We start from the raw sequence: 2,063 nt of genomic DNA on the forward strand, positions 1-2,063 counted from the left end.
AGCGCCTCGGCGCGGGCCCGCAGCACGGCGACCGCCTCGGCGCGGTCGAGCACGCCGGCGGCGACGGCGGCCGCCACCTCGCCGACGCTGTGGCCGACGACGGCCGCCGGGGCCAGGCCCCAGGCCAGCAGCCGACGGGTGAGCGCCGACTGGAGGGCGACGATGGCGAGTTGGGCGAACCGGGTGTCGGCCAACGCGGCGGCCGCGCCGGAGCCCGCGAGCGTGGACAGCAGCGGCGGCCCGCCGGCCCGGACGATCTCCCGTTCCCAGGCGGCGAGTTCCTCCCCCACGACCGGGTCGCGCTCGGCCAGCGCCACGCCCATGCGCGGCCACTGGGCGGCCTGCCCCGAGTAGACGAACGCCAGCCGGCGCGGCCAGGCGGGCTCCGCCTCCTCGCCGGCCAACTCGGCCTGGGCGCGCCGCAGTTCCTCCAGCAGCCCGGCCCGGTCGGGGGCGGCGACCGCCAGCCGGTGCGGGTGGTGGGCCCGGCGTCGGGAGGCGGTGGCCAGCGCGGCGGGCAGGCGTTCGGCGGGCAGCTCGGCCAGGGCGGCGGACGTCCGGGCGAGTTGGGCGCGCAGCGCGGGCGCCGAGCGGGCCGAGAGCGGCAGCAGCAGCGCGGCCTCACCGTCGACGGGCGCGGCCGGCGGGGGCGGGAGCGCGGGACCGCCGGCATCGAGGGCGTCCGGGTGGACCAGGATCAGATGGGCGTTGGAGCCGCCGAACCCGAACGAGCTGACGGCGGCCCGGCGCCGTTCGGCCGCCACCCACGGCTGCTCCGTCAGCGGAACGGCGAACCGCTGCCCGGTCAGGTCGATGTGCGGGCTGATCCGGTCGATGTTGATCTGCCGTGGCACCACGCCGTGTTGGACGGCGCCCAGCGTCTTCAGCAGGGAGGCGATGCCGGCGGCGAACTCCAGATGCCCCAGGTTGGCCTTGACCGAGCCCAGCCAGCAGGTCGCCGACTCGGGCGCGGAGCCGTAGACGGCACGGATCGCCTCGTACTCGATGGGATCGCCCAGCGGGGTGCCGGTGCCGTGCGTCTCGATCAGCGTGATGTCCTCGGCGGACAGGCCCGACGCCTTGCGCACGTCCTCCAGCAGCCGCTGTTGGGCGAACGGGGAGGGCGCGGTCAGCCCGTTGGTGCGCCCGTCCTGGTTGGTGCCGTCGGCCAGGATCACCGCCTGGATCGGGTCGCCGTCGGCCAGCGCGTCGGAGAGCCTCCGCAGCGCCACCACCCCGCAGCCCTCGCCCCTGATCATCCCGTCGGCGTCGGCGGCCAGCGCCTTGACCCGGCCGTCGGGCGCCATGGGCAGGGCGCGGCCGGTGAGGGTGGTGGAGAGCGGCGAGAGGATCAGGTTGACGCCGCCGGCCACGGCGCGGTCGCAGTCGCCCGCGCGCAGGCTGCGGCAGGCGAGGTGAACGGCGACCAGCGAGGACGAGCAGGCCGTGTCGATCGCCAGGCTGGGCCCGGTGAGGCCGAGTTCGTAGGAGACCCGGTTGGCGATCATGCTGCGGGCGGTGCCGGTGGCCAGCCGGCTGCCGATCTCGCCGCCCCTGGCGAGCGCGGCCAGCAGGTAGTCCTGGTGCCCGACGCCGAGGAAGACGCCGGTGGGGGCGCCGGTCAGCTGCTCCGGCGTCCAGCCGGCGCGCTCGGCCGACTCCCAGACGGTCTCCAACGCGAGCCGCTGCTGGGGGTCGAGGAACGCGGCCTCGCCGTCGGAGATCCCGAAGAACGCGGCGTCGAAGCCGTCGATCTCGTCGAGCAGCCCGGCGTGCCGGGGGATGCGGGCGAACGCGGGATCGTCCCAGGCGGAGAAGTCGACGCCGCGCCAGCGCTCGTCGGTCAACGGCCGCACCGCGTCGGTGCCGGCGCGCAGCAGCCGCCACAGCGCCTCGGGGCTGTCGGCGCCGCCGGGGAGCCGGCAGGCGGCGCCGACCACGGCGACCGGCTCGGCGGCGCGGCGCCGCTCGGCGGTCAACCGGTCCAGCTCGCCCCGGAGTTCGCGGATCGTCGAGGTGGCGCGGCGCAGTGCCTCCTCGGTGCGCTGGTCCATCATCGGCTG

At 76.8% G+C, this 2,063-nt stretch carries 1 protein-coding gene; it reads right to left on the minus strand.

Going from position 1 to position 2,063, the window contains the following annotated elements:
- Positions 1-2,063: type I polyketide synthase (locus EBN88_RS29680; RefSeq protein ID WP_147472915.1), on the minus strand; the 2,063-nt coding region annotated here is incomplete at both ends.

The sequence above is a fragment of the Streptomyces triticirhizae genome (assembly GCF_003696235.1).
GTDB lineage: Bacteria > Actinomycetota > Actinomycetes > Streptomycetales > Streptomycetaceae > Streptomyces > Streptomyces triticirhizae.